General features: G+C 68.1%; 20 protein-coding genes, 1 tRNA gene and 1 pseudogene. 12 read left to right on the top strand and 10 right to left on the bottom strand.

What is annotated here, in order from left to right; genetic code table 11:
• Positions 1 to 236 precede the first annotated feature (236 nt).
• Together M1L36_RS10370 and M1L36_RS10375 are read left to right on the top strand one after the other, a co-directional pair.
• Positions 237 to 422, top strand: coding sequence for a DUF8029 family protein (locus M1L36_RS10370; RefSeq protein WP_250873666.1), 186 nt, complete (start codon positions 237 to 239; stop codon positions 420 to 422).
• Between the two features lie 67 nt (positions 423 to 489).
• Positions 490 to 921, top strand: coding sequence for a hypothetical protein (locus M1L36_RS10375; RefSeq protein ID WP_250873667.1), 432 nt, complete (start codon positions 490 to 492; stop codon positions 919 to 921).
• A gap of 28 nt (positions 922 to 949) precedes the next feature.
• On the opposite strand, the gene trpG is transcribed toward M1L36_RS10375, so the two are convergent.
• From trpG to trpD, 4 genes and pseudogenes are all read right to left on the bottom strand, one after another.
• Positions 950 to 1,540 carry an anthranilate synthase component II gene (gene trpG / locus M1L36_RS10380; RefSeq protein ID WP_250874051.1) on the bottom strand — a complete coding sequence of 197 codons (591 nt, stop codon included), beginning with the start codon at positions 1,538 to 1,540 and terminating at the stop codon, positions 950 to 952.
• Positions 1,541 to 1,572: 32 nt separating this feature from the next.
• Positions 1,573 to 3,327 carry an anthranilate synthase component I gene (gene trpE / locus M1L36_RS10385; protein ID WP_250873668.1) on the bottom strand — a complete coding sequence of 585 codons (1,755 nt, stop codon included), beginning with the start codon at positions 3,325 to 3,327 and terminating at the stop codon, positions 1,573 to 1,575.
• Positions 3,324 to 3,953 (bottom strand): annotated as a pseudogene (locus M1L36_RS10390) (phosphoribosylanthranilate isomerase). Before M1L36_RS10390 ends, trpE begins: the two are co-directional and overlap by 4 nt.
• Entirely contained in the window at positions 3,954 to 4,961 is a 1,008-nt protein-coding gene (gene trpD, locus M1L36_RS10395; RefSeq protein WP_250873669.1) for an anthranilate phosphoribosyltransferase, read from the bottom strand.
• 184 nt (positions 4,962 to 5,145) lie between these two features.
• Here trpD and M1L36_RS10400 point away from each other — a divergent pair.
• The 3 genes from M1L36_RS10400 (at position 5,146) to M1L36_RS10410 (ending at position 9,894) form a co-directional block, all read left to right on the top strand.
• Positions 5,146 to 5,220, top strand: a tRNA-Val gene (locus tag M1L36_RS10400).
• A 460-nt stretch (positions 5,221 to 5,680) separates the two neighbouring features.
• Entirely contained in the window at positions 5,681 to 7,528 is a 1,848-nt protein-coding gene (locus M1L36_RS10405) for a pentapeptide repeat-containing protein (RefSeq protein ID WP_250873670.1), read from the top strand.
• 455 nt (positions 7,529 to 7,983) lie between these two features.
• The gene (locus M1L36_RS10410) at positions 7,984 to 9,894 is read left to right on the top strand and encodes a glycoside hydrolase family 15 protein (protein WP_250873671.1); all 1,911 of its coding nucleotides are present in this window, start codon (positions 7,984 to 7,986) and stop codon (positions 9,892 to 9,894) included.
• Between the two features lie 16 nt (positions 9,895 to 9,910).
• On the opposite strand, the gene M1L36_RS10415 is transcribed toward M1L36_RS10410, so the two are convergent.
• Positions 9,911 to 10,252, bottom strand: a complete 342-nt coding sequence (locus M1L36_RS10415; RefSeq protein ID WP_250873672.1) for a lycopene cyclase domain-containing protein — start codon at positions 10,250 to 10,252, stop codon at positions 9,911 to 9,913.
• Positions 10,253 to 10,350: 98 nt separating this feature from the next.
• On the opposite strand from M1L36_RS10415, the gene M1L36_RS10420 reads away from it, so the two are divergent.
• Positions 10,351 to 11,493, top strand: a complete 1,143-nt coding sequence (locus M1L36_RS10420; RefSeq protein ID WP_250873673.1) for a CBS domain-containing protein — start codon at positions 10,351 to 10,353, stop codon at positions 11,491 to 11,493.
• 60 nt (positions 11,494 to 11,553) lie between these two features.
• On the opposite strand, the gene M1L36_RS10425 is transcribed toward M1L36_RS10420, so the two are convergent.
• The gene (locus M1L36_RS10425) at positions 11,554 to 12,021 is read right to left on the bottom strand and encodes a GNAT family N-acetyltransferase (protein ID WP_250873674.1); all 468 of its coding nucleotides are present in this window, start codon (positions 12,019 to 12,021) and stop codon (positions 11,554 to 11,556) included.
• A gap of 127 nt (positions 12,022 to 12,148) precedes the next feature.
• Between M1L36_RS10425 and M1L36_RS10430 the strand changes: the two genes are divergently transcribed.
• Complete coding sequence (locus M1L36_RS10430; protein WP_250873675.1) at positions 12,149 to 12,853, top strand: metal-dependent hydrolase; 705 nt, start codon at positions 12,149 to 12,151, stop codon at positions 12,851 to 12,853.
• 72 nt (positions 12,854 to 12,925) lie between these two features.
• Positions 12,926 to 13,426, top strand: a complete 501-nt coding sequence (locus M1L36_RS10435) for a GNAT family N-acetyltransferase (RefSeq protein ID WP_250873676.1) — start codon at positions 12,926 to 12,928, stop codon at positions 13,424 to 13,426.
• A gap of 31 nt (positions 13,427 to 13,457) precedes the next feature.
• Here M1L36_RS10435 and M1L36_RS10440 read toward each other — a convergent pair whose 3' ends face one another.
• From M1L36_RS10440 to M1L36_RS10450, 3 genes are all read right to left on the bottom strand, one after another.
• Positions 13,458 to 14,057, bottom strand: coding sequence for a DUF7978 family protein (locus tag M1L36_RS10440; protein WP_250873677.1), 600 nt, complete (start codon positions 14,055 to 14,057; stop codon positions 13,458 to 13,460).
• A gap of 118 nt (positions 14,058 to 14,175) precedes the next feature.
• Positions 14,176 to 14,799, bottom strand: coding sequence for a GNAT family N-acetyltransferase (locus M1L36_RS10445; protein WP_250873678.1), 624 nt, complete (start codon positions 14,797 to 14,799; stop codon positions 14,176 to 14,178).
• Between the two features lie 75 nt (positions 14,800 to 14,874).
• Positions 14,875 to 15,330 (bottom strand): pyridoxamine 5'-phosphate oxidase family protein, encoded by a 456-nt coding sequence (locus M1L36_RS10450; RefSeq protein WP_250873679.1) that lies wholly within the window; start codon positions 15,328 to 15,330, stop codon positions 14,875 to 14,877.
• Between the two features lie 110 nt (positions 15,331 to 15,440).
• On the opposite strand from M1L36_RS10450, the gene tenA reads away from it, so the two are divergent.
• From tenA to M1L36_RS10465, 3 genes are all read left to right on the top strand, one after another.
• Positions 15,441 to 16,124, top strand: a complete 684-nt coding sequence (gene tenA / locus M1L36_RS10455; protein ID WP_250873680.1) for a thiaminase II — start codon at positions 15,441 to 15,443, stop codon at positions 16,122 to 16,124.
• 66 nt (positions 16,125 to 16,190) lie between these two features.
• On the top strand, positions 16,191 to 17,651 hold the full coding sequence (locus tag M1L36_RS10460; protein WP_250873681.1) for a replication factor C large subunit: 1,461 nt from the start codon (positions 16,191 to 16,193) through the stop codon (positions 17,649 to 17,651).
• 140 nt (positions 17,652 to 17,791) lie between these two features.
• Positions 17,792 to 18,343 (top strand): hypothetical protein, encoded by a 552-nt coding sequence (locus M1L36_RS10465; protein WP_250873682.1) that lies wholly within the window; start codon positions 17,792 to 17,794, stop codon positions 18,341 to 18,343.
• Between the two features lie 77 nt (positions 18,344 to 18,420).
• On the opposite strand, the gene M1L36_RS10470 is transcribed toward M1L36_RS10465, so the two are convergent.
• Positions 18,421 to 18,999 (bottom strand): GNAT family N-acetyltransferase, encoded by a 579-nt coding sequence (locus tag M1L36_RS10470; protein ID WP_250873683.1) that lies wholly within the window; start codon positions 18,997 to 18,999, stop codon positions 18,421 to 18,423.
• Positions 19,000 to 19,089: 90 nt separating this feature from the next.
• Here M1L36_RS10470 and M1L36_RS10475 point away from each other — a divergent pair, with 90 nt between their 5' ends.
• Positions 19,090 to 20,151, top strand: coding sequence for a zinc-dependent alcohol dehydrogenase family protein (locus M1L36_RS10475; RefSeq protein WP_250873684.1), 1,062 nt, complete (start codon positions 19,090 to 19,092; stop codon positions 20,149 to 20,151).
• Positions 20,152 to 20,165: the final 14 nt, after the last annotated feature.

Below are 20,165 nucleotides of genomic sequence, written 5' to 3' on the forward strand. Positions count from 1 at the left end.
CTGGACGGGTTAGTGTCTGATTTCCGAGCCGTCGGACGATTCCAGCCGCCCCACGGCGTCCAACTGGAGACAGGTATGGCCCGAGTATAATGGTTGCCGGACCGCAGTGAAAGTGCGACGTGGTCACGAGAACCGTGCGCCTGCGACGCCTTTCGAGTCGAAGAGAGAGGGTGTTCGACAGACGATCACACTGGAGAGGCCGACGGTTTTATCGCCCTCGTGAGCGATGAGGTACCATGGTCGTCTCGTCGGTCGGACAGGTCGTCGCCCCCGACCTTCTCGTCGCGCTGGTAGGGTTGGTCGTCGTCCTGTTCGTCGCTCGACTGGTCCTGCGTGTCGTCTGGAAGGTCGCCCTCCTCGCCCTCGTCGTCTTCGGTGTCCTGTGGGTCGCCGGGATGCCACAGGCCGTCGCGCTCCTGTAGCCGCGCACCGTTCGACGGCTGTTTGACCCTCCACAAGACATCTATCACTACGGGGATAGCTTCGAGTATGCGAACGACAGCCCTCCTCGTCGCAGGACTCGTCGTCCTCGCCGTGCTCGGTGGGTGTCTGTCGGGACCACCGACCGGTACCGATACGACGACCGAGACACCGACGGCGACGCCAGCATCCACCACGACCGACACGACGACCGGAGCGGCGACACCCACCCCGTCGACCGGTGAGACGACACACACGGAACGCTCCTTCCAGGAGTGCGGGTACGGTCTGACCGTCGACGTAGCGAGCCAGGAGCAACAGACCCGCGTCGACCGAACGGTGAACTACACCGCCCTCGCACCAGAGCGACAGACGGAGTTCCAGAAGGCGCGAGAAGACGGGAGTACCGACCTCGGCGACGACCTGCCCGACCGGTGGGGTAGTCCGGTCATCGTCCGCTTCGAGGAGTACGACTACTACGTGGTCGCGTCGACCTGCTGAGCCTTCGTAACGCCTCACTCAGCCGACGTCACGCCGTCGCCAGTCGCAGGAAGTTCGCCACCACGTCGTGTCCGCGTTCGGTGAGCACGCTCTCGGGGTGGAACTGGACGCACTCGATGGGAAACTCGCGGTGGCGCACACCCATCACGAGACCGTCGTCGGTGCGCGCGCTCACCGTGAAGCAGTCGGGGACGTCGGTCGCCACGAGCGAGTGGTACCGCCCCGCGCGCAGCGGGGAAGGGAGGTCCGCGAACACGCCCTCGCCGTCGTGGTCGACGGCGTGGGCCTTCCCGTGGACCGGGTCCGGCGCACGGCCGACGCTCCCGCCGTAGGCGTAGACGGCCGCTTCGAGACCGAGGCAGACCCCGAGCGTCGGCACCTCGGGACTCACTTCTCGCAGGACGGCCATCGTCACGCCCACGTCGCGGGCGTTCTCGGGGTGACCCGGCCCCGGCGAGAGCACGACGGCGTCGGGGTCGTAGTCGCGCACGTCGGCGAGCGAGGCGGTGTTGCGGACGACCTCGGTGTCGGCGTAGTCGCCCACGTACTCCACGAGGTTGTACGTGAACGAGTCGAAGTTGTCGACGAACAGCACGCGCGGGCGGTCGACGACGCTCACACCGGGCGCTGCGGGTCGGTGACTCGGTTCGCTCACTGCGACACCTCCGGCGCGTCGGGGTCGTCCGACCGGTCGGGACCGTCCGACCCGTCGTCGAGGACGACGTCGGTCTCCTCGATGGCCTCCAGCGCGGCGAGCACGCCCCGCATCTTCGATTCGGTCTCCTCGTACTCGCTGGCGGGGTCGGAGTCGGCGACGATGCCCGCGCCTGCCCGGACGGTCACGCGCTCGCCCTCGTCGCACTCCTCGACCGTCGCCGAGCGGATGACGATGGCGACGTCGGCGTCGCCGGTCCAGGAGTAGTAGCCGACGCCGCCGCCGTACAGCCCCCGTGGGGTGTCCTCTAGCTCGTCGACGAGTTCCATCGCCCGCACCTTCGGCGCGCCCGAGAGCGTCCCGGCGGGGAACGACGCGCGGGTCGCGTCGAAGGCATCACACTCCGGCGCGAGTGTCCCCGTCACGGTCGACTCGATGTGCTGGACGTGGCTGTACTTCAGGACGTTCATGAACTCCTCGACGCGGACGCTCCCCTGCTCCGAGACGACACGCACGTCGTTGCGCGCGAGGTCGACGAGCATCGTGTGTTCGGCACGCTCCTTCTCGTCGGCGAGCAACTCGCCGGCGAGGCGGCGGTCCTCGACGGGCGACGCCCCCCTGGGACAGGTGCCGGCGATGGGGTTTGCGACGACGCGGTCGCCGCCGACCGAGACGAGCGTCTCGGGACTCGCCCCGACCAGACGGCGCTCGCCGAAGTCGAGTGCGAACATGTACGGCGAGGGGTTGACCTCGCGCAGGGAGGCGTACAGCCCGAGCGGGTCGATTTCCCCCGTCAGCTCCCGTTCCCGGGAGACGACCGCCTGATAGATGTCGCCGTCGAGGACATGCTCCTTGGCGGCACGGACGGCCTCCTCGTAGTCGTCCCGTGCTCCCGCGCGTTCGTCGGTCCGGACGAACCCGCCCAACTCGGGCGGCGTCGCGTCGGTCAGGACGGCCTCGACGCGCGCGGCCTCGGCGACCAGTGCGTCGTACAGTGCGTCGGCGTCCTCGTCGGGAGCCACGAGCGGCGTGAACACGAGTTCGAGCGTGTCGGTCGCGTGGTCGAACGCCAGTACGCGGTCGGCCAGCACGAACTGCGCGTCGGGCGTGTCGGTGTCCGGGCGGTCGACGCCCACCTCCGCGAGGTGGAGGTCGTAGACGGCCTCGTAGGCGAGAAACCCGACCAGCCCGCCGGTGAGTCGCTGGCGGTCGCCCTCGGGGAACCCGCGGGTCGGCACGTCCGGGAGCGCCCCGCGGAGTTCGTCCAGCGAGTCCGCCTCCGGGCCGTCGTCGAGCGCGAGGTCGGCGTAGCGGTCGTCGAACACCTCGACACCGCTCGCCGGTCCACGGTCACCCTCACGTTCGTCACCGGCAGCGTCGCCGGTCTCCAGCGGGACCTCTGGTCCCGCCCGGTTCGCGTGACCCACCGTCGCCACCGCCGCCGGGTCGACACAGACGTACGAGTAGCGGGCGTGGCGCTCGGCCTCGGCGTCGGTCGTCTCGGCGAGGTCCGCTGACGGCGCGAACGCGCCGTTCGGGTCGGAGGAGGCGACCTTCTCGGCACTCTCCAGCAGGAAGCCGTAGTCGGTCGTCGCCGCGTCGCGGAGCGTCGCGTACGCGGTCAGGGGTTCGACGGCCACGTCGAGAGTGGCCGTCGCGTGAACGACCGCTCGTCCCTCGTCGTCGCCGTCGACCTGTTCGCGAAAGCGCTCGCGCGAGCAGTCGAGCGCCCGGTCGGCAGAGCCACTCACGAGTCGACCCTCCGAACGCGGCGAACGAACCTCGCCATCGCGTCGGCGTCCTTCTCGCCGGGGGCCGCCTCGATGCCGCTGGCGACGTCTACGGCGAACGGACCGACCGTCGTGACGGCTTCGGCGACGTTCTCGGGGGTCAACCCACCCGCGAGCACGACGGGTGCGTCGAGCGTCTCAACCAGCTCTCGGGTACGCGACCAGTCGTGTGTCTCGCCGGTGCCGCCCGCGCCGTCGGCGTCCGTCGAGTCCACGAGGACGGCGTCGGCCGCGGTGGCGTAGGCGGCGTGGTCGCCCGCGAGGTCCGTCGCGGCGACGACCCGGGCGTCGGTGGTCGCCGCGAGGTCCGACACCGCGGCGGGGTCGAGACCGTGGACCTGGACGACGTCCGTCCCTACGCGGTCGGCCAGTGTGGCCGCCTCGGCGGGACCGTCGGGCATCGTCACCAGCACCGTCGTGACGAACGGCGGGACGTCCTCGACGAGCGTGGCCGCCGCGTCGGGAGCGAGTTCGCGTGGCGTGTCGACGGGGACGTCGACGACGAACCCGAGCGCGTCCGCGCCGGCGGCGACGGCCGCGTCGCGTTCGCCCGCTCACGTGATGCCACAGAGTTTGGCGCGCGTCATCTACGCGGAGACCGTGACGCCACACAGAGCGTCGAGTTTCTCGGCGGCCGCCCCCGAGTCGATGGCCTCGCGGGCGCGGTCGACGGCGTCGGCGAGCGTCTCGGCCTCGCCCGCGACGTAGATGGCCGCTCCGGCGTTCGCGAGGATGATGTCTCGCTTGGGGCCGGTCACCTCGCCGGTGACGATGCCACGCAGGTCGGCGGCGTTCTCTGCGGGGGTGCCACCCGCGACGGCGGAGACCGGCGCGCTGTCGAGTCCGAGGTCGGCGGGCGTGACGGTGAACTCCTCGATGTCGTCACCGCGGACCTCGGCGGCGACCGTCTCGCCGTGGAGGCAGATCTCGTCCATCCCGTCGCCGTGGACGACGAGTGCCCGCTCGACGGGGAGGTTCGCGAGCGCACGCGCGAGCACGGGGACGAGGTCGGGGTCGTAGACGCCCACGACCTGCGCGTCCGCCCCGGCGGGGTTCGTCAGCGGCCCGAGGACGTTGAACACCGTGCGAATCCCGAGTTCGCGTCGCGGACCGATGACGGCCTCCATCGCCGGGTGGAACACCGGCGCGAGCATGAACCCGATGCCGCGCTCCTCGATGGCGCGTTCGACGGCCGGCGGTTCGGCGGCCACGTCGACGCCCACCTCGTCGAGCACGTCCGCGCTCCCGGAGTTCGAGGAGACCGAGTAGTTGCCGTGTTTGGCGACGGCGATACCCGCGCCCGCGGCGACGACGGCGCTGGTCGTCGAGACGTTGATCGTGTCGTAGTCGTCGCCGCCCGTCCCGCAGGTGTCGACCAGCGGCGTCCGGTCGGGGTCGATGGTCCGCGCGGCGTCGCGCATCCCCTCGGCGAACCCGGCGATCTCCGTCTCGGTCTCGCCTTTCGCGCGCAGCGCCGTCAGCAACGCACCGATCTGGGCCTCGCTCGCCCCGTCGAACACCGCCGTCGACGCTTCGCGCGCTTCCGCCTGGGTCAGGTCCGCGCCGTCCGTGACGCGCTCGATGTAGTTCATCATGGTTGGTAGATGAGCGTAGTTGGCTTATGATGTACAACTGTGTACACCGACTTAACCCTGTTGTCGTCGGTTCGGGGACGGATTCGGGCGGCGCGCTGGCGTGAAACCGTCCCACGGGACGGGGAAGCACCGTCGGAGCGTTCGGAAAGGTTCAAGTACCATCGCGGGATACTCGATAATGCGAGGGTTGGTGGTCTAGGCTGGTTATGACACCTCCTTGACATGGAGGAGGTCGGCAGTTCAAATCTGCCCCAACCCACTTTTCGACGGCGTTACACGACGAGCGGAGCGAGGAGGCTCGCCGTCGAAATGGAGTACCAGATTTGAACCAGGGAGGTCGCGCGCAGCGAAGTGAGCACGTCCGACCGGGGTTCAAATCTGCCCCAACCCACTTCTCACGTCGTTCTCGGGAGAACGGGCCGGTACTCCGAGCGTCGACTGCGCTAGTTCGGACCGAGGGGACGCGACCATCGTTCGACTCTCCAGCCACGGTTCGTACTCTCTCGTGAGGAGGAGCGCGCAACGAACTCGAGAGACGGGTTGACTACCCCGCGATGACGAGAATCCCTCGGGGTTCGGACCGTCCGTGAGCGGTGAGGACAGGGATATCGTGTCCAGCACCCTACAGTTCCTACTGGACTACCAGTGAGAGATAGGAGATGGGAACTGCAACGCAGAGTATCGAAGACTCGTCCTTGCCGGCCGGTGAGTGTGGTTACGTGACCGCCGACGACGGGAGGCCACTCGACGACGAGAACTGGTCACCGGGGACTGATTCGGCCGTACTGATCTGTCGTCGGCCGAAGTGGAACGACACCGGCCACTGTGTGTGGCATGCAGACGAGGAACAGAAGCCGGCCAGCGAACTCCTCGCTTCGCGGAGTGAGCTGCCAGAGAGACTCGACGGAGCCGTTCTCCGAGGTGTCTCGTTCGACACCAACGTCTCGTTCGCCGACTGTAGTCTCGTCGAGGCAGACTTCTGTAACGCGAGGTTGTGGGGCGTTGATTTCTCGGACGCGACGCTTACCGGGGCCAAGTTACACACCGCAGACTTCCACCAGGCGACGCTGGACCGAGCGGATTTCGAAAGTGCAGATCTCACGAGGGCCTACCTCGTGGAGGCGGATGCGACGGGAGCGACCTTTCGGTACGCGACTCTCGACGACACGATACTCCGAGAGGCGACGTTCGACGAGTCGTCGTTCGCCTATGCGACCGGTGTGAACACCGACATGAGCAAGTCGTCGTTCGAGAACACCGACTTCTGGCGGGCGGAGCTACGGTTCGCGACGTTTCGGAAGGCGACCCTCGAAGGGGCGGAGTTCGCAAAGGCCAACCTCAAGCGAGCGAGCATGTGGAAGGCCGATCTCTCGAAGACGTCGTTCTGGCAGGCGAATCTCAGGGGAGGCGACCTCTGGCAGACGGGACTGGCGGGGACGGATTTCTCGGAGGCGGACCTGTCGTGGGCACGGCTCTCGTACCAGAACCTCGACGGGGTCGACTTATCCGGCGCGAAACTCCGCTGGACAGATTTCCGGGAGTCTCGTGTCACCGGGGCGCGGTTCCGACGTGCAGACCACACGGGCAGGGTACAGGTCGCAGATACCCACCGAGCGAACTTCGAACTGGCGGACTTCAGCGGTGGTCTCTTCCGAGCCGATTCGTTTGCGAAGGCCCGACTCGACCGAGCGAACTTCACGGACGCGGACCTCACGCGTGTCGACTTCACGGACGCGTCACTTCGCCGGGCCGACTTCACCGGAGCGACGCTCTTCGAGACGACGTTCACCGGAGCGGACGCGCAGAATGCCTCGTTCTCGACGGCGAACTGCCGCCGCACACGGTTCGACGACGCTACGATTCACGCCGCCGAGTTCGGCGAGACGCTCGTCGATGCGGCGACCGACGTATCGGTTCACTACCCCGAAACCGACCCGTGGATAGGTCTCGGAGAAGCCGAGCAGGCCGAACGATGGTTGCAGTCGGCTTCGACACATCGAATCGTCCACTCGTTGCTCATGCGGAGTGGTCGAGTCGAGGATGCTCGACGCGAGAAGCACTACCTCGCCGAACAACGGGCGAGAATCGAACACGCAAAACTGACCGACGCGAGGAATCGCTGGACGCTCGAACTGACCAACGCCGCGATGGTTCTGGGCGAACGGCCGATTCTGTTAGTTCCGGTCGTCGCGGTGGTTTCCGTCGCGTTCCTCGTCCTGTACTCCCTCGTCGGCTATCCGAGAGCGACCCCCTTGAACGAGCTTCCAGCGCTCTGGCTGTTCAGCCTCGGCGTACTCCTCGACGGCCCGTACTCCATCGTTCAGGACCTGGACCCGTCCGGACTGGCCGAAGCAGCCCGCTCGCTGTTCGTGGCAGTGGGACAAGAGGTGGGTGTCCCCACGACGAGGCCGTCAGACGGAATCGGCGTGACGATCGAGATGACTGAGCGACTGGTCGGCGGCCTTCTCGTCGTCCCGTTCGTACTGTTGTTCCTCCAGCGACTGCGCACATACCTCAGTGTCAAGGAACAAGGCGCAGGGTTTGTCTCCTGGCTACGCGGCCGATAACGTGGTACGAGGAGCGCACCCTGCAGGCCGACCTGAACGACCCTCTGTACGGCACCTCTACCGAATCGGGAGTCGTTCACTTTTCGACCAATTTTGTCCGATTATAACCACCAAAGATATACAAATTCACAGCTGTTCGGACAACGAATGACGCTAAAGTAACCTATAAGTGAACATGGCGGCTCGGTGATATCGAGGCGCGTCATCGAAACTCGAGGCGGTCGAACGAATGGCCCGTCCTCCGCGTGCTCAGGCGGATGACGCACCTCCGACCGACGGGGCCGAGCGAGTTCCCAGTCGCAGTCCACCCCGTGGGTGCCAGTTCCCTCGGCGGGCTGGCACCACTTCGTCCGACACCACCCGACAGCGACGCGGTCGCGCTCGCCGCGGGCCGGTGACGCGAACCGACGCATCGAACGAACAGTCCTTTGCTTGCCCACGCTGTAGTGAGTGCAATGGAGTACCGTTCGATCGAATCCTACGGCGTCGTCGGCAACCGGGAGACGTGCGCTCTCGTCGGCCCCGACGGAGCCGTCGACTGGTTACCGTTCCCGAACCTGTATTCGTCGAGCGTCTTCGCCCGTATCCTCGACATCGACGCCGGGGGGTGGTTCAGCCTCTGTCCGGTCGGCGACTTCGAGTCCGGGCACGCGTACCTCGATGACACGCCAGTCCTCCGGACGACGTTCCGAGGTCACGACGGGACGCTGGAACTGACCGACTTCATGCCGCCGCGGGACGTCGAACTTCCCGAGACGGTCACCGCTCGGTCGCTCGTCCGACGGGTCACCTGTACCGAGGACGAGGAGAGCCTGCACGTCGCGTTCCACCCCCGGTTCGACTTCGCGGGGACGCCGACCACCGTCGAGAGCGTCTCGGAGTCCCGAAGCGCCGACGGGCGAGTCCCCGACGGCGGTATCGTCGGCTACCGGGTGAGCGGCGGCGACCAGACGCTGACGCTCTGGACCGACGCCCGCCTCGACGTCGCCCGCGACGGCGAGAACGACGGCGCGACGGGGACGGTGACGTTGGCCGAAGGGGAGTCGCGCTGGTTCGTCCTGACCGCGGGCGACAGCCCCCGACCCACCCGCGAGGACTGCCGACGGGTGCTGGACGCGACGACGACCCACTGGCGTGGCTGGGTCGACGGCCTCGCCAACGTCGAGGGCGAACACCGCGACCTGCTGGTCCGCTCGGCGGTGACGATGCGACTGCTGTCGAACGCGGAGTCGGGAGCCATCGCGGCCGCACCGACGACCTCTCTGCCCGAGGACGTCGGCGGCGTCAGGAACTGGGACTACCGGTTCCACTGGGTGCGCGACTCCTCCATCGTCGCCCGGTCGCTGGCCCGTCTGGGCGGGACGGTCGCCGCGCGTGCGAACCTGAACTGGTGGCTCGACTACCTCCGAGAGCATGGCCCCGCGAACGACGAGGTGCTGTTCCACCCGCTGTACGACCTCGCGGCGCTCGACGGTGACGACGCGAGCACCGACCGGACCACCGAACGGACCCTGGCGCACCTCTCGGGGTACCGCGACTCCGCGCCGGTCCGCGTCGGCAACGCCGCCTACGACCAGAAGCAACTGGACGTCTACGGCGAGTTGCTGTTGAGCGCGAGCGAACTCGTCGCCGCCGGCGTGTCGCTCACCGACACGGAGTGGACCCAGCTTCGCCGCGTCGTCGAACACGTCTGTGCGGTCTGGGACCAGCCGGACTACGGCATCTGGGAGGTCCGCAGCAACCCCGAGCAGTTCGTCCACTCGAAGGTGATGTGCTGGGCGGCCGTCGACCGCGGTATCGAACTCGCGGCGACGCGGGGCGACCCCGTCCCCGACCACTGGCGACGGACCCGCGACACCATCCACGAGACGGTCTGCGAGGAGGGCTTCCGCGAGGCGGAGAACGCGTTCGTCCGGTCGTTCGAGGCCGACCAGGCGCTCGACGCGGCGTGTCTACGCATCCCGCTCGTCGGGTTCCTGCCGGCGGACGACCCGCGCGTGCAAGGGACCATCGACGCCGTCTTCGACCGCCTCGTCGTCGACGACGGTCTCGTCCAGCGCTACGAGGGGCCGGACGGCCTCCCCGGACGGGACCACGCGTTCGTCCTCTGTACGTTCTGGCTGGTCGACGCGATGGCGGCGGCGGGTCGCCAGGAGGCCGCCCGGCGGATGCTGGACGCGATTCTCGCGCGCGGCTCCTCGCTGGGACTGTTCGCCGAGGAGATCGACCCGATGGACGACGGCCACCGCGGGAACTACCCGCTGGCGTTCGCCCACGCCGGTCTCGTCGACAGCGTCCTCGGTCTCGCCGCAGCGAACGAAGACGGTCTCGCCGCCGACGACCCCGTCGTCTCGACCCGAGAGTGAGCGCCGATGCGGGCGGTCAGGAGACGCGCGACTCCGCGTCGGCCGCCGACTGTCGTCGCGTCAGGTCCCGTTTCCTGAGCGTCTCGTGGACACCGACGACCATCGTCGGGACCAGCAGCATGAACACGTGCTCCTCGATGGGGATGCCGAGCAGTTCGACGCCCGTTCTGAGCGGTATCTCGAACACGCCGACTTCGAGGGTGTACCAGTCCCAGACGTACGCGAACGGGTAGAGCACGAGCGTCGTCCGGGCGGCCGCCCGCCACGCGTCGGCGTAGGTGACGAACGCCACCGCGACGGCGGCCCACAACACCTCGGTGACGAGGTAGGTGTAGGGGCCGAACACCGTGATGTCCATGGAACACGAAGGCTCGCTGACGGGATAGTCCTGTGGCCTTGCCACGATGGCGGCCTAGCTTCATAATCGCGGGTGGTGAACACCACTGAGAGAGCACAATGGACATCGCAGATATCGCGACCCAGGAGTTCGTCGAGGTCGACGCTGACCAGCGCCTCTCGAAGGTTCGCTCGCTGTTCGAGCGGGAGAACCCGAAGGGCGTCATCGTCACCAACGACGGCGACTACGCCGGGGTCATCACCCAGCAGCAGTTGTTACAGTCGCACATCGAAGACGACACCAAGGCCGGCGCGATGGTGAAGTCCGCTCCCAAGATCGAACGTGACGCGGACGTGCGCGATGTCGCCCGGATGCTCGTCGAGGGCGACACCAAGGTCGCACCGGTGTTCGAAGCCGGCGACCTCTGGGGCATCATCGACGCCGACGCCATCCTCCACGCCGTCATCGACAACCTCGACGTGCTGACCGTCGACCAGATCTACACCGACAACGTCGTCAGTGTCACCGAAGACACCCACATCGGTCGCGTCATCAACCTCCTCCGGGAGAACAGCGTCTCGCGACTGCCCGTCGTCAACGAGGACGGGAAGCTGACCGGGATGGTGACCACCCACGACATCGTCGACGTGGCCGTCCGGAACATGGACAAGGCGACCCAGGGCGACCGCGCGGGCGACATCGAGCGCATCCTCGACCTGCCCGTCTACGACGAGATGTCCAGCCCGGTCATCACCATCGACCTCGAGGACTCGGTGCAGGACGCCGTCGAACTCATGTTCGAGTACGACTACGCCGGGCTCGTCGTCACCCCCGAGTACGACGACTCGCTCGTGGCGGGCATCCTGACCAAGACCGACGTGCTGCGCGCGCTCACCTACACCGAGGAGGAGCACATGGACGTCCAGATCACGAACGTCGAGGTGCTCGACACCATCACGCGCGACGACATCCGCCAGTCCATCGAGCAGGTCGCCCAGAAGTACCAGGAGATGAGCGTCCAGCACGCCCACGTGCGCTTCCACCAGCACCGCGAGAAGCTCCGTGGCACCCCGCTCATCCAGAGCCAGATTCGCCTCCGGACGACCCACGGCCAGGTCGCCGGCAGCGGCGAGGGCTACGGCGCGGAGTCGGCGTTCCGCGTCGCCCTCGACAAGCTCGAACGCAACGTCATCGAGATGAAGGGGATGCGCAGCGACGAGGAGTACAAGGGCCAGCTCCTGCGGAAGCTCAACGAGCTGTAAGCCGGACGCCCACCTACGGCGCGTTCGTTCCGACGGCGCGTCGTGACGCGCCGCGCACCGTCACTCCAGTCGCTGGACGTACTCGACCCGTTTCTCTTCGAAGCCGCTACTCTCGTAGAACCGACGAGCGTCCTCGTTGTGCCACTCGCAGGCGACCTTCAGGTAGTCGACGCCGTCCTCGCGAGCCATCGCTCGCACGCGCTCGACGGTCGTCGAGCCGTAGCCGCGGTCACGCCACCCCTCGCGGACGAACAGGTCGACGATGCGGAGGTACTCGGAGTGGACCCGCGAGGCGTGCTCGCCGCGACGGACCAACAGGAAGCCCACGGTCTCCTCGCCCTCCCGGAGGAGGTAGTAGGTGGTGTCGTCGGCCGCGAGATGTCGGCGGAACCCGTCCTCGGGGACCGCCTCGGCGTCGGGGTAGGCGACGGCGTTCACCTCGGCGTACGGCTCCATCGCCGTCGCCAGCGCGTACCAGAGTCGGGCGAGCGTCGGTAGGTCGTCCGCGGTGGCCTCGACGAGTTCCATACGAGAGACGGGTTCGTCGACCCGGCAGTTATCGCCGTCGGTAGTGTGACATCCGTCGCGGCCACCACACCCGTCCGGTCGGTCACCGCGCCACAACACCCATTACACACACCTCGAACGGTGTGGTATGCCATCACTCGTCGTCCACGTGGCGCTCGCGGGGCTGGTGGGGGCGGCACTGCTCGGCGAGGAGTTCGACCGGCGCTCCGTCGCGCTCGTCCTCCTCGTGCCGGTGATTCCGGACCTCGACGCGTTCGGCGGCTTCCTCGTCCCCGGCACCCACCGAGCGCTGTTGCACACGCTGTTGATTCCGCTCGTCGCGGGGACGGTGCTCTACGTCGACACGCGCCGCCGCGAACGGTCGTGGCTCGCGGGACGGTACGGTGCCCGCGGCGTCCACCTCGCGTGGGTCTGTGTCGTCGTCTACGCGTTCGCTGGCATCGGTCTCGACCTGTTCACCGGCGGCGGTGCGAACCCCTTCTACCCCCTCCACGACCAGTTCTACGAGATTTCGGGACGACTCCAGTACTCCTCGACGAAGGGGTGGGTCCAGACGTTCGTGGAGGTGAACCTCGACCCCACGCCCGCGGAGGCGGCCAGCGGAAGCGGTGGGGAGGGCGGCGGCGGACGCGTGGTCGACGCCGGCCAGCGCGGGTCGACCGAGAAGGTCCACGTCAACACCGGCATCGACCCGAGTCGCGGGGCCGAACCCGACGACGTCGAACGTATCTTCCCCATCGCCCAGTCGGGGTGGCAACTGCTGCTCGTGCTCACCTCGGGTGTGGTGCTCGCCGGGAAGGCCGTCGAGCGGCGGCGGAGCGGCCGACGCTGACGCACCGACGTCGGTGTCGCGCTTCCCGCGGTGGACCGGTCGGGTTTTCCACCCCTCGCGAGTAGCGGGGCTATGACCGACGCGACGGTTCGGACCTACGACCACGAGCGCGACTGGGCCGGCCTGTGGGAGCTGAAAGCCGCCTTCGAGCGGGAGTTGGGGAGTGCGAACGAGGCGAAGTCGGAGAGCTACGACGCGAAGCTCACCGAGGAGTACCGGGCGGGCTATCGCGGGTGGGTCGGCGACTGCGTGGCGCGGGACCCCGACTGCATCACCGTCGTCGAGGCGGACGAAGAGTTGGTGGGGTACGTGTTCGTCCTCCCGGCGGCGTTCGCGTACGTCTGGGACGCCGCCGTGCTCAACGAACTGTTCCTCGCGCCCGCCCACCGAGGGAGCGGCCTGGCCGACACGCTGCTCGACCGAGCGGTCGCCCACGCACGGAGTCAGGACCTCCCGCTGGAGCGACTCGTGCTGGACGTCGACCCCGAGAACGGGCGGGCCGCGCGGGTGTACGAGCGCTACGGCTTCGAGCCGTGGGCCGGGATGGTCGCGCTCGACCTCGACGACGCGTGAGGAGTACGCGACGAGGCGCGCTCCGGCGACCTCACGAGCGGACCAGACCGACGAGCGCGCCGCCGACCGACCCACAGACCAGCGGGTAGGCGAACCCCGCGAGGAGGAGCGCGGGGACGAGCGCGACGGCGACGGTCACGCTGCCACCGAACGAGTGCGCGGAGAGGAGCGCGACGACGCCGGTGACGAGGAAGTAGCCGACGACGACGGCCGCTCCGCCGACGGCCCCCGACACCACGTCTCTCGCGCCCGCGATGGCGACGACGGCGACGGTGACGAGCAGGATGGCGAGCGGCGGGAGGACGTACAGCAACGGCGCGTTCGCGCTGTCGCTCTCGGCGATGATGTCGTAGCTCCGCGACCCGCCGGGCAGGCCCGTGACGCGGATGACGGCCATGTGGGCGTTCAGGTAGAGCCACGAGATGGCCTTCCACGTGGGCACCTCGCTCCCGCCGACGAAGCCCACGATGGAGTTGAGGTCGGCGAGCGACTGCTCGACCTGGTCGCCGGCGGCAAGGAAGGTGACGGCGTAGCCGAGCAGCCACGCCACGACGCCGGCGGCGGCACCGCCCGCGGCCACCGACCCCACACGACGGTCCGACGCGCTCCGGGACGACGCTCGCTGGGACATACACCACGCGATGCAATCGGCGCGTATCAAGCTAGTGGCCAACTGTCGGGCCGGTGAAGGGGGCGTGGTAGCGTGTGCGCCGGACCGGACCCCGTCGGACGCCTCCTCGATGGTCCCCCTACGCCCGCTCACCGAACGTGACGCCGTGGTCGTCGCCGACCGCCTCGCGCCACTCCTCGCGGGCGACGGTGTAGCGCACCGAGTCCCGGACGGTGCCGTCGGGGAACCGGATGTCGTTGCGGAGGTGACCCTCCCGGCGGCCGCCGAAGCGGTCGACGTACTTCTCGATGGCGCGACGCGAGGCGTCGTTCTCGGGGTCGTGGTTGACGGCGACGACCTCCAGATCGAGGCGGTCGAACGCCAGCGCGAGCAGCGCGCCCGCTCGTTCACCGGAGTAGCCGCGGCCCCACAGCGGTTTCCGGAGCCAGAGACCGAGCGTGCCGAGACGTCGGTCCCAGTCGACGCCGAGACCGGTCGTCCCGCCGAACTCGCCGGCGAGCGGTTCGCCCTCGCGCGTCCGGACGACGTAGGTCGCGCCCTCGCGGTCGGCCCACTGGGTCTCGACCATCGAGAGGAACTCGTGGGTCACCTTCGGCGTCTCGTGTGGCTCCCAACTCACGTATCGCGTCACCTCGTCGACGTCGGGGGCGTCGGCGCGAGCGTGTTCGTAGAGGCTCCAGAGGTCGTCGGTCGTCAGTCGTTCGAGGCGGAGGCGGTCGGTCTCGATCCGTTCGGGGAACATCGTCGTACCTCGACCGACGACAGACGGTTCAAAAAGCGTTCGCTGGCCGTGACATCGAGTGACGTACGGCGCGAGTCAGTCGTCGCTCTGGGCTTCGGTCCGGCCCGTCAGTGTCTCCGGGTCGAGACGGAAGAAGCCGAACGTGAGCGTCCGCGGGTCAGTCTCGAAGGCGTCGACCATCGGGATGTCGACCCGGCGAAGCGACTCCAGGACGCCCTCCGCGACGTCGACGTCCTCGACGGCCTCCAGGCGACCGGTCGCGACGACGCTGTGCCACCGCCCGTCCTCGTCGCCGTACGTGACGAACGACACCGGCGTGCCGGCGGCGACGACGTCGCGTTTCGCGCTGTCGGGACCGAACGCGAACCGGAAGAACAGGTGACCGGTCGCGGCGTCGAACCCGTAAGACACCGGAATCGAGTGAGGCGAGACGTCCGCACCGCGGGCGAACGACGCGACGCCGGTTCCCCCGGTCCCGAGGAACGTCGCGACCGCCTCGTCGTCCAGTTCGACCGCACGGTTGTACTCCATGGTCGACGGTAGCGCGCCACGAGGAAAAAGCTCGCGAGCGTTGACACCACCAGCTACAACCCAGTGGTAGTAGCCAGATATATAACCGCCGCGCGACGTTCGTCGAGACGATGGCGTTCAGCGACCACCTGCTCGACGTGGGGACGAACTTGTGGGACGCACAGAAACGACACCCGTTCGTGACGGAACTCGCTGCCGGCACGCTCGACGAGGCGGCGTTCCGGACGTGGCTCGAACAGGACTACCGCTACCTGCTCGACTACGCGCGGACGTTCGCCGTCCTCGGGACGAAAGCGCGCGACGAGGCGACGATGGCCCACTGCTTCGCGGTGGCGAACGCCGTCGTCGCCGAGGAGATGGACCTCCACCGGTCGTTCGCCGCGGACTACGGCCTGACGGGCGCGGACCTCGCGAGCGTCGGGAAGACCCCGACCTGCGAGGCGTACACGAACTACCTGCTCCGGACGGCCCGCGAGCGGCCGCTGTCCGTCGGCGTCGCCGCAGTCTACCCCTGCGGGCAGGGCTACCTCGACGTCGCCGAGCACATGGCGAACCTCGCGGACGAGGACCACCGCTACACACCGTTCGTCGAGAAGTACACGAGCGACCCGTTCCGCGAGTCCGTCGCGACGATGCGCACACTCGTCGACCGGCAGGCGACCGCCCACCCCTCGCTCCACGACGAGATGGAGGCGGCGTTCCTCCGCTGTAGCGAACTCGAACACGCGTTCTGGGAGATGGCCTACACCGAGGAGTCGTGGCCCCACGAGTCGGACGCCGGTCCGACGGCCTGAGCGCGAGTGGTCGGCCGGGACGCGCGCTCCGAAACCATTACCCGCTACTCCGACCTCGGTTCGGTAATGGCTGACTGGACGGAGACGTACCGCCCGACGACGTTGGCGGAGGTCCGTGGCAACGACAAGGCCCGCAAGGCGCTCCACCAGTGGGCGAAGTCGTGGGACGACCACCGCGACGCCGTCATCCTCCACGGGTCGCCGGGCGTCGGGAAGACCAGCGCCGCCCACGCGCTCGCCAACGACATGGGCTGGCCGACCATCGAGTTGAACGCGAGCGACCAGCGCACCAAAGCCGACATCGAACAGTACGCCGGCGGCGCGGCGATGAACCAGTCGCTCTCCGGGACCGGCCGACAACTCATCATCCTCGACGAAGCGGACAACATCCACGGCAACGCCGACCGCGGCGGGTCGGGGGCCATCACGAAGCTCGTCAAGGAGGCCGAACAGCCGATGGTCCTCATCGCCAACGAGTTCTACGACATGTCCAACGGCCTGCGGAAGGCGTGTGAGGACGTCGAGTTCCGGGACGTCTCGGCGCGCTCTATCGTCCCCGTCCTCCGCGACATCTGTCGGAAGGAAGAGCTCCAGTACGACCCCGACGCGCTGGAGGCCATCGCGGAGGCGAACTCGGGTGACCTCCGCGGGGCGGTCAAGGACCTCCAGGCGACGGCCGAAGGCCGGAGTAAGATAACGAAAGAGGACGTCACTGCGGGCGGTCGCGACAAGACGGAAGGCATCTTCCAGTTGCTCGACGCGGTGTTCAAAGAACAGGACGCCGAAGGCGCGCTGAAGTTCTCCTACGACGTCGACGAGACGCCCGACGACATGATCAACTGGCTCGAGGACAACGTCCCGAAGGACTACCACGGCGCGGAGTTGGCCGACGCCTACGGCTTCCTCGCGAACGCCGACCGCTGGCTGGGGCGGGTCCGAGCGACCCAGAACTACTCGTTCTGGCGCTACGCGAGCGACAACATGACCGCCGGCGTGGCGGCCTCGCGCTCGGGGCAGAAAGGCGGGTGGACGCGCTACGGGCCACCGAGCTACTGGCGCAAACTTGGCAGTTCGCGGGCCGCCCGCGACAGACGCGACTACGTCGCCCGCCACATCGCCGAGGTCGGCGGGATGTCGATGGCGACGGCGCGCAAGCAGGTGCTCCCGTACCTCGCGACGATGACCCACCACTGCAAGAACCGCGAGTTGACCGTGCTGATGACGGCGACGTACGACCTGGAGGCCGAACACGTCGCGTTCGTCACCGGGAGCGGGAAGGACACCAACAAGGTCAAGTCCATCGTCGAGGACGCCCAGACACTGCGCGAGGAGGCCGCCGTCGAGCACTCCGGTGGCGCGTTCGCGGGCGGAGAGTTCGACAGCGAGGACGCCGAGGAGGAACTGGACGCGGAGACCGAGGAAGTCGGCGAGAGCGAGACGGCGGAGGAAGCGGAGACGGACGAATCGGACGCGAGTGAAGAAGGTGGGAGCGACGACCAGCAGTCCGGCCTCGCCGACTTCTACTGACCAGTCGACCCGCATCAGTCGATTCCACGACGCGTGCCACCCGAAGTACACCGTGCGACAGGGGTACGCTACGGGTCGACCAGGGTGGCTACTCGGTGGCTCGACGAACCCTTATACGCTCGGTGAGAGAACGAACCCTCGTGAAGATATACCCCATCCACCTTCGAGGGTTGGGGACGACCGTCCCGCTCTCTATCATCGGCCTCTTTGGCGTCGTTGCAGGAGTCGCCGAAGACAATCCGGCCACCCTCGGGGCGTTCGGCGTCCTCGCGATACCGGGACTGTTCTTGCTAACCGGGATACTCGCGGACATACTCCACCCAGCGGAGTACTACGAACGAGACGAGCACATCTTCGGCGGAATCGTCCGAACGGTCGGGCTGCTCGGTCTCGTGGGAATCGCCGGGTCCGTACTCGTGGTTCTGAACGCTGCAACTGCTGGGGCACTCTTCGGTCACCCACCGATGAGGTCGCTCGTTCGAGGTGCTGTGACGGTCGGTGGGCCGTTGGTCGCTGGTGGACTCGACGTACTGTCCATGGTGCCGATGTCCTTCGCACTCGCCGTCGTCGCTCTGTCGGGTGTGGTGATGATACTCACGAAACTACTGAGTGGCCCGAACCTCTCCGAGGACGTGGGACTACTGCTCAGGGGGGACCTGGACCGTCGAGAAGACCCAGTGTTCGAACGGTAGAACCGTTCGGAACCCGACGAGTATCGTTTTGTTCTACTCACGCTCTTGGTCCGACCACCGACTCGACGACGACCGTCTCACCGTTCGCGCCACTCGCGGGCGAGCAGGCCGAAGTGGTGTTCGTCGTGGTACTCTCCGAACCGGAAGACGTGCTCGCGGAACTGCCCCTCGCGGGTGAACCCCAGCGACTCCAGGAGACCCTGGGAGGCGTCGTTGTAGTCGAACACCTTCGCGACGACCTTGTGGAGCGCGAGCGTGTCGAAGGCGTGGTCGAGGACCATCGAGACGGCGCGGGTGGCGTAGCCCATCCCGTGGTGGTCGGGAACCAGCCAGTACGCGAGTTCGCCGCGGTCGTACTCGACGTCGAACAGCGCGACGTTGCCGATGGGTTCGACCGGGACGTCACTCGCCGGGTCGAGCGGCCCACGCGGCACGTCGCCGTGTTCGAGACACACGAGGACGTTCAGGTCCTGGTCGGCCTCGACGGTCCACTGCTCGTACTGCTGTTCGACCTCGTCGGCGGTCGCGGGGGTCGTGAATCCGAGTGCGTCGCGGAGTTCGGGTGCGTTCTGCCAGCGCTGGAGGAACTCGAGGTCGTCGCGTTCGACGGTGCGGAGCGTCAGGTCGCCGTCGCGGGCGAAGACGGGGCCGGGCATGGCCGAACCGAACGAGTCCCCCGTTGTAGCAGTTCCGGGACGCGAACGCACCGCGCCGACAGTTAACCCGCCCCCGACCGAAGTCGGCGTATGCGCGCCGCCGTCGTCCGGGAGTACGGAGAGCCACTCGAAATCGAAGAGCGCGAGCGTCCCGCTGCACCGCCCGACGGCGTCGTCGTGGCTGTCGAGGCGTGTGGCATCTGTCGCTCGGACTGGCACGCCTGGCAGGGCCACGGCGACTGGGTCGACGACCGCGTGCCGCGCGGGCAGGTCCTCGGGCACGAACCCGCCGGTCGGGTGGTCGAGGCGGGCCCGGACGTCGAGACCGTCGCCGTCGGCGACCGCGTCGCCGTCCCGTTCTGCCTCGGCGACGGCACCTGCTCGTACTGTCTCTCGGGGCGGGGCAACGTCTGTCCGGACGGCACCGCACTCGGCTTCGAGGCCGACGCACCGGGTGCGTTCGCGGAGTTCGTCGCCGTCCCGGCGGCCGACTACAACCTCCTCGCGCTCCCCGACGGCGTCTCCCCGACCGCGATGGCCGCACTCGGCTGTCGCTACGTCACGGCGTATCACGCGCTCGAACACCGCGCCCACCTCGGCGCGGGCGAGTGGCTGGCCGTCCACGGCTGTGGCGGCGTCGGCCTCTCGGCGGTGCAGGTCGCCCGCGCCCTCGGTGCTCGCGTCGTCGCCGTCGACGTGCGCGAAGCGCCACTGACGAAGGCCGCCGAACTGGGCGCGGACGTGACCGTCGACGCGAGCGCAGTCGAAGCCACGGCGACCGCCGTCCGCGAGGCGACTGGTGGCGGGGCCCACGTCGCGATGGACGCGCTCGGCAGCGAGGTGACCGCCCGTGACGCGCTCGACGGACTGCGGCGGGCCGGACGCTACCTCCAGGTCGGACTGACCGGCGACGACGAGCGCGGCGAGATTCCGCTGCCGACCGACGCCATCGCGGGCCGAGAGCTGTCGGTGCTCGGTGCGCGCGGGATGCCGCCGACGCGCTACGAGGAGGTGCTGGCGCTGGTGACCGGCGGCCACCTCGACCCCGGCGCGCTCGTGACCCGGGAGGTGTCGCTGGAGGAGGTTCCCGAGCGACTCGCCGCGATGACCGACTACGAGACGGTCGGCGTCGAGGTCGTCACCGAGTTCTGAGCCGGGTGCGAGAA

It is taken from the genome of Halomarina rubra, from assembly GCF_023699475.1.
Classification (GTDB): domain Archaea; phylum Halobacteriota; class Halobacteria; order Halobacteriales; family Haloarculaceae; genus Halomarina; species Halomarina rubra.